This is a genomic window from Actinoallomurus sp. NPDC052274, assembly GCF_040679475.1.
Classification (GTDB): Bacteria; Actinomycetota; Actinomycetes; order Streptosporangiales; family Streptosporangiaceae; genus Actinoallomurus; species Actinoallomurus liliacearum.
The window spans coordinates 167960-175746 of sequence record NZ_JBFAUT010000011.1; the positions used below are offsets into that span (position 1 = coordinate 167960).

4 protein-coding genes are annotated in these 7787 nt (G+C 66.0%); 1 reads left to right on the forward strand and 3 read right to left on the reverse strand.

The window, feature by feature from the left end:
* Positions 1 to 39: 39 nt before the first annotated feature.
* Genes AB0K82_RS13050 through AB0K82_RS13060 form a run of 3 tightly spaced genes read right to left on the reverse strand, consistent with a single transcriptional unit; the run spans position 40 to position 6118 of the window.
* A complete protein-coding gene (locus AB0K82_RS13050) occupies positions 40 to 1146 on the reverse strand; it encodes an AAA family ATPase (RefSeq protein WP_364396014.1) in 1107 nt (368 codons plus the stop codon).
* Positions 1140 to 2993, reverse strand: a complete 1854-nt coding sequence (locus AB0K82_RS13055; protein ID WP_364396016.1) for a DUF1998 domain-containing protein — start codon at positions 2991 to 2993, stop codon at positions 1140 to 1142. Before AB0K82_RS13055 ends, AB0K82_RS13050 begins: the two co-directional genes overlap by 7 nt.
* Positions 2990 to 6118 carry a helicase-related protein gene (locus AB0K82_RS13060; protein ID WP_364396018.1) on the reverse strand — a complete coding sequence of 1043 codons (3129 nt, stop codon included), beginning with the start codon at positions 6116 to 6118 and terminating at the stop codon, positions 2990 to 2992. Before AB0K82_RS13060 ends, AB0K82_RS13055 begins: the two co-directional genes overlap by 4 nt.
* Positions 6119 to 6236: 118 nt before the next feature.
* Here AB0K82_RS13060 and AB0K82_RS13065 point away from each other — a divergent pair, with 118 nt between their 5' ends.
* Complete coding sequence (locus tag AB0K82_RS13065) at positions 6237 to 7697, forward strand: sigma-70 family RNA polymerase sigma factor (protein WP_364396020.1); 1461 nt, start codon at positions 6237 to 6239, stop codon at positions 7695 to 7697.
* The last annotated feature ends 90 nt before the right edge of the window (positions 7698 to 7787 follow it).

The following is a 7787-nucleotide window of genomic DNA, read 5'->3' on the forward strand; positions in this document are numbered from 1 at the left end:
ACAGTTAGACAACGTCGGCGTTCGTGCTTTTGCTTCTGCCTAGCCGGGCAGAGCCTCCCGGACGATGGTCCGCTGCGGTATCCCGCCAAACAATGGCGGTTCTTGGTTACCGGAATAGCAGATGTAGAGTTCTCCCCGCGTCCTCGTGACGAGCACGTAGTACGACATTTTCAGATCGACGCTGGAAAGATCGCCCGCGTCCAGGTGTGCATCCGGGACGATCACAGTGTCGAATTCCAGACCCTTGACGCTTGCCCGGTTCACTAGCCGTATGCCGGGACGATCTGGGTCGACCCTCTGGTATCGCTTGTCTCCGGCCGCACCGACATAGATCTGTGGTCGTAGGCCGGGGCGCTCCCGCTCGATCTCCGCCAGCAACTCCCCCTGTTCACGGCTGTGCTTGGCCACCACTCCAATCTTGAGGGTGCGATGGTTCTCGGCGTAGCGGGCGAGCCAGCGGGCAAATGGACGGCGTGCTTCCGGGCGCCACAGCAGCACCGGAATCGACCCGTCCCGATGCGGTAGCGGCGGCTGGTGCAGGCCCGGGTAGAAATGGCGGGCGAGTTCCGCGACCGGACGCGTGTTTCTCAGGTTGGTGCTGATCTCCAGTCGACCGCACCCGCCAAGGGCCTTCTCGATCTCGTCGAGCGTGGATTGGGTATTGGTGATCCGCTGGTATTCGTCAGCGAACGCGATCACCTCCATCCCAAGAACCCTGCACAGGCCGAAGAACTCCGGCGGGAGATCCTGCGCTTCGTCGATGACGAGGACATGCCCCCGTCGTCCAGTGTCGTGCAGGGCCGCGGACATTAGTCGGTGCCAGTCGAAGGCGCCGATCCTCGCCCCGCTGAGCGGCGAGCTGGTTGTCTCCCGATACCAGGCATGCACCCAGCCGTGAAAGGTCATGATCGGCAACGAAGCGCCGAGCCGTGCGCCATCGGCATCCAGATGCTGTCTGAGCAACTTCGAATGCGCGATCAGCGTCACGGGACGGCCAACGATCTCCAGCGCGGCGGCATGATGGATGGCGAGCAGGCTCTTGCCGGACCCGGGCGGGCCGCTGACCAGGTGATGGCCAGGCTCGACGAGACGGTCCAGCACGACGCGCTGCTCGGCGAGCAGGTCGAGATAGCCGATGGTCACCACGCACCGACCCGGTTGGCTGCCTCTTCCCGAGCCGCCTGAACGACGGGTTCGAAGAAACCCGGAACGCCGGAGCCGCCGACCACCATCACCCGGTCGAGCAGAATGTTGCCCACCTCGCAGCTGGTCTCGGGGATCAGCACGCAGGCGTGGCACGCCGCCCGGTTCAGGTTGCCGTACCCTTGGCCGCTGTGCTCCGAGCACAGCGGATCGGCCGAGCACCAGGCGGCCTGTTCCAGCAGCCGTAGAAGAAGCTCGGGAAGCAGGTCGGGGTTGCCCTGACGCGCGAGACCACCCAGCGTGCCCTCCGCGTCGCCGGAAGCCGTGTAGATGAGCAATCCGTACTGATGGCCACCGTCCTCCGCAGAACGCGCGTATACCCGCTCGCGCAGAGACGCAGCGCTGTACCCGGACTCGAAGGACAACTGCCGGACGAGAAGATGCCCCAGAGTGTGCAACAAAGGCAGCCGGGGCAAGAGCCGGGAACCGGCAAAGGCTTCGATCCGGTCCCGCTGGAACGACTTCGCCAGGTCCGCCTCCATTCCCACGATGCGCTCACGAACCTCAGGTCGGTCCTCCCACTGCCCGAGCCGTTCCTCGTCAAGTGTCAGGAAGATCCCTTCGCCGAACACCTCGACGGCGGGCAGCCAGCGCCAGCGTCCCGAGGAGTCCACCGGAACCATCGGGCCATCCGGGGAGACTCTGCTGAAGCCCTGGAGTGCACGGACCTCACGGATCCGTTCGGCAACCACGACCCGCGAGATCCTCGCCTCTAGCTCGGTCCACGGCGGCTCTTGTGACGAGCCCAAGCCGACTTCGTGGGTGACGAAATGGGCACTGCGCTCGGGCCTGGCCGCGGTGAAGGCGGCCCATTCGCCTCTGCTCAGATCTGGTCCCTCCCCGGCGGGTGCGGCCCCGGGCTCGGTGGCCCGCCCGGTTTCCTCCTCCAGCAACCGCCTCACGAGCGATGGGTCGGCTTTGGCCGCCTCCGCAATGATCACGATGAGGCTGTCCGCCCCTGGCGCGTCGGGTGACTGGCACAGCGTGCCGAAAAATGCGTGCTCCCGGACCCGCCGCGTGACCTCGTCATCGCCCGCCGCGGGCACGGGAGGTGCCGGAATGTCGAGCGCAGAATGGACGACGGGGTAGTAAACGTTGCCCGCGGTTCGCTGCACGATCTGTATCCGCTCCCGGCAGTCCCTCCGCTCGCTGAACCGTTCCCAAGGGTTGCGCCCGCAGCAGCGCATCTTCTGCGTCCCGAGAATATCGAGCAGGTCCCTCCGGGCCGCCTTGCACTCCTCGTGTCGGCATCGCACCGTCAGAGCCTCAAGCCCGGTAGCATTTTCCCCGGCCTCGAAGCTCAGCGCCGTGGGCCCCGGACATTTATCGCGTTCCTGCGGCGTGAGCCCGGAGTGCGCCCAGTACCACCAATCGACGTCCCCCAAGTGCCCGGCCTCGCAGATCTGAACGAACCGCATCGGAGTGAGTTTGTGCTGCGGGCTGCAAAAAGCGCAGTAAGGCGGATGCCCGAACTTCTCATCCTGGATCCGCCAGTGCATCATTCTCCGGCAGGATCCGCAGAAGAGCCAGGCCGGGAAGCGAACGAACGCAGGCCCGGACGCGTTCGGAACGTCGTAGTCAGCGACCGGCGCCTGCAACGGCGCCCACAGGCCCGTGACCTTCAGTTTCCGTTCCAATCGGGGCGCGTGAATTCGTTCTAGTTGCCGTGGTGGCGGCCAGTCGGCGATCCCGGCCGCGACGAACGATTCGCCTTGGACGTCGAATATTGCGCCCACTCCGAAAGGCGCCACTGTTTGCGCCTGCCGAACGCGTAGTTTGCGGGTGCTCATTCCCCGGCCCCCTTCACGATGACCTGGCATTCACGGTCGACGCTCCGCATGGAATGCTGCGCCTCCCAGATACCGCCGGGCCGGTCGAAGTATTTGAGCAGGCTCGTCTGCGCCTTCCCCGCGGGCTTGTAGTAGAGACGCTTGCCCGCCTGCCTCGCCTGCTCGGCCGCGTCCAGCCAGGTCCGGCGGAGGCCGTCCAGATCCATCCTCGCCTCGCCGGCGGCGGACGGGTCCGCCGTGGCCGCCCAGCGGGCCAGCCGGGACGCGGCCTCGGTCAGGTCGCCGGCATGGTGGAGGACGTCACCGGCCTGATCGTCCGCCGACAGCCCGAGGCCGTGCCGGACAAGGATCACCAATGCGGCATGCAGCGCTCGGCGGCGGGACGGGACCGACCACGGAGTCACGCTGGTCGGCTCGACATTCTGGTAGAGAGCTTGGTGGAAGGTTCCGAACGTCTCGTAGTGCGACCGGTCACGCGACCGGGTCGCGTTGAGGAAGGTGATCACAAGCCCGGGGATGCCGTGCCGCCCGACGCGGCTGCTCGCCTGGATGTACTCCGCAGTCGCCTTGGGCTGGCCGAGCATCAGCATCAGCGCCAGCCGCTTCACGTCTACTCCGACCGACAGCATGTTGGTGCAGACGACCATAGAAACGCTGTTGGGGTCCTCGAAACTCAACTCAAGACGGTCCAGGAGTTTTGGCTGCTCGGATCTGTCGAGGTTGCTGGACAGTTCCTCCACCTGGCGTTCGGCCAGTTCACGACGGCGTCCCGGCGAGCCGAGGCCGCGCAGCTGCGCGGGGATCTCGTCACCGGCCGCAGTACGCGTTCGGCCAAGCTCCCGCATGCTGTGGTGGTAGGCGACGAGCGTCCAGTAGTCGTCGCGGTGCTCCTCAGGAAGCTCCATGGGGGCGTGCAGCATGGCGGCCGCGGTCACCGCCGTTGCGCGGCCTGCGGTGTGGCCCTGCGCCATCACGCCGACGTACTTGCGCCCCGGGACGGTGTGGTCCGGTTCGGCGAAGTAGGAGTCGCGGGCGTCCAAGCCCGCCGAGGGGAACAGTTGAACGTTGCGGCCATACAGCCCACGGATCTGCTCACTCGCACGCCGGATGGTGGCGGTAGACGCGACGAGCTTCGGCCCACGGGCTCCATTCCACGAGCACAGTTCGAGGACGGCCGCCTCGTACAGACCCATCGTCGTGCCTAGTGGGCCGGTGAGCAGGTGTAGTTCGTCCTGGATCACCAGGGACGGGGGCAGGTACGCACGACCACCTTGCTGTTGCTTGCCGCCGAACAGGCTTCCTGCGTCGGACTCCCAGGCCAGCCGAGCGAACTTGTCCACGGTGCCGAGGACGAATGTCGGGGGGTCCGCGTAAAGATGCTGGTCGACCACCGCTACCGGCAGCCGCTCGTGGAAGTGGCACTCGTCCCTGGGGCACAGGAATCGGAAGGATGTCTCGGTTGTACGCACCCCGTAGTCGCCGATGTCGGTGGACTTGGCGGTGGGCATCATCTGAGTGCCGCACCACGGACAGCGGTCCAGGATGAAGACGTCCTTCGGCCTGGTGGCCTCACGCTGCTGCCGGAACATCTCGTGAGCCTCGGCATACTTGTTGGGGGTGGTGCCGCCGCCGACCCACAGCCCGATGCTGAACGGGCCGCCCGGGAGCACGGGATCCTCCTCCAGCCGGAGGTACTCCAGGGCGCAGATGGTCGTCGCGGCGCGCTGGAACTGCTGCGTCGTCAGCAGGCTCAGTGTGTACCGGCTGAGCACGGCGGTTCCGCCACCGGCGTCTCCATACCGCAGCCTGCGCAGGATCATCTCGAAGGCGGCCAGAAAGAGGTACGCCTCTGTCTTGCCACCACCCGTGGGGAACCAGATCAGGTCTACCACCTCGCGGTCGGGGTGGGACTCGTCGATCAGCCCGCAGATCGACAGCAGGAAGAATCCGAGCTGGAACGGGTGCCATGCCGCGTCAGGCGAGGGCTCCGGGTTCAGCGGGACGGCCTCGGAACGCCGCCGGCGTCGTCCCGCCAGGTCCCACGCCGAGTGCCGCATCTGAAGCGCCATCACCCGGTTGGCCAGCCGGAAGGCGCGAAGGGCATGGCCGGAGGAGTCGCTGAACAGCGCCTCCGCGCCGAGTTCCATTCTGCGGACTGCGGTATCCAACCTGTCGAAGATGCGCTCGGCCGCCTTCTGCGCCCCCGAGGGCACGTCGATCTTGCGCTGCGCCTGGCACCATCCTCGGTAGCCGCCGATGAAGTCCATGATCTCGGCGTGTAGCTGGGATTTAGCCACTCTCGGCTCGGACAGGTGCGCGAGCTTCAGCACGGGTAGCCCAGACGGCCCGGCAGGCTTGATCGCTGGCACCTCAGCCTCCGGCATCATCTGGGTCCGGAGCCCGGCCACCTGGCCGTCCTCAATGATCTCGTCCACCGCGCAGCTGTGGCCGACGGCGCGCGTCACCACGTGCCGGTACTGCAGGCGCAGTTCCTGCTCTTCCAAGTCGCGGCTGGTCAGCCGGATGCTCGGGTACTGCAGCAGCTCACCGCCGACCGGCCTGATTTCCAGCGAGACCTGAAAAAGCATCTCGTCCCATTGAGACCCGTGGTCCCCTGTGGCCTTCTTGGCATTGACTAGCGCAACGGTCACCAGCCGCTTGCCCGCGAACGAACGCCACCGCAGGCGTATCTGCGCCCGGGTGCCCCAAATATCCTTCTCGACCTCTCCGGCCTTGAATGTCTCCTCGAAGTCCTCTAGCGGGACGCGCTGCCACTTTCTAACCTTGCCCCGCTGTGTCTCGTAGCGAGCGCCCCGGCAGACCAGCGTCAACTCTTCAGCGTCGGTGTAGAGAGAGATCCCCATCGAAGACGGCAGCCAAGCGTTGGCGTCCAAGACGGTGTCGTCCGCGAAGCGCGTCTCCTCGGACGTCTCCTCTGGAGCGGCGCCAGGCTCGGTGACCTCGGCTCCCTTGGTTAGGCTCTGCTGCCGGTCGGTGTCCTGCGGGTAGAGCGTGCCCATCAGATAACGCCGGTTGGGCGGTTCCTCGATCAGCTCCGTGACATCCCCTACCGGCCCGATCAGTTGTTGACGGAGGTACCCCAGTACTTCCTCACGTGACAACATCCGCCCCCTCCAGTGTTATCAGGACATCCGGACGCTAACAACGCTCACAGACACACAGACGCATAACGCGAAAACTCGGTTGTCCCGGTTGTCGGTGGCTTATGGCAACGTCGTCGGTATGACCGTTGACACGCCATCGGCGCGCCTGGGTGAGCCGGGACTTCACCAGGCTGTGGCACGCGTCCTGCGGCAACTGAGAAGCAGCGCCGTGAACGGCGCCGTGCCCGCCGGTGCCTTCGAGGATGCCACCAAGCAGATGAGGCTGACCCCAGAAGCGCGCGAGCGCGTCATCGGCGCGCTGGCCGATATCGGCCTGCGAGTCGTCGCCCCCGAGCCCACCGCAACGGCCGTGCCCGACCGGTCGGAGCGCGTGCTGGCACTGGTGCGCCACCACATCGCCACAGGCCATGTCACGCGCGAGCAACTGAGCCGTTTCGGCAGACTGGCCGGGTTGGATGCCAAAGAGATCGAATCACTCCCCGGGCGTGCAGGGAAGGCCGGAATCGGCGTCCTGGACGGGGAGTCGGCCCCCACACGGCCAGAACCGGCCACCACGTCCGGACGCGAACCCAAGCTGGCCCTCGAGCCCACCGGTCCGACGTACGACTTGCCGCGTGCGGTCGTGGCGGCGCGGCGCCTCATCAGCGATGACCGGTTCCGTACCGATCCCGGCAGGCACCTCCTGAGCGCAACCGAGGAGTTCGGGCTGAGCATTCTCCTACGCGGCGGCGTTGACCACGTGGGCGTCGAACCGACCGACGAGGAACTCTCGGCCTTGCCCGCCGACAACATCCGGAGGGTCGCCCGCGACACCTTCATCCTGCACAACACGCGGCTGGTGCACAGCATCGTCCTTGGCTACCTGGGGCAGGGGCTTGAGGAAGAAGACCTCGCCCAGCACGGAGCTCTCGGCCTCATCCGCGCTGTCCGGAAGTTCGACCCACGGAAGGGCCATAAGTTCTCCACCTACGCCACCTGGTGGATCAGGCAGTCGATCACCCGGGCAATCGCCGACGAGGGCGCGGCCATCCGCATCCCCGTCCACATGCACGAGAAGATGCGCAAGGTCGCGGCCACGGAGTCGGCGCTGCGCGGGGCCGGTAAGCCTGCCACCGCGGTTGATGTGGCGCTGGCCACCGGCTTGGACGTCCGCACGGTGGACGAGGTGCGCGCGCTGAGCAGGGTTACCGACTCCCTGGACCGAGTCGTCGGGGACGGGGTCCACCTGGGTGACTTCCTCTCCCTGCCCGACCCCACGCCAGGGCCGGAGGAGATCCTGCAAGAGATGATTTCCGAGCAGGCCGTTGAGGCGTGGCTGGCCTCTCTACCGGACAAAGAAACCGACATCCTCCGTCGGCACTTGGGCCTCAACGGTGACGAACCCGAGACTCTTGAGCAGATTGGCCACCACTACGGCGTAACTCGTGAGCGCATCCGGCAACTAGAGGTGAAAGCCCTGGATCAGATCCGCGAGCAACTTCCCAAAGAACTCCGAAAGCGACTCTCCCCGCACCTTCGCAAGCGTCCCAAAAAGAGGGCTCAGAAGGGTGCTCACAGAAATTCGGGTAAAGCAAAGTGAAGCGTCCCGGGTCTGTTGGAGGCTCGATTCCCTGAGAGGATCGAGTCATGGCACGTCCGTCCCCCTATCCCCCTGAGCTGCGCAACCGCG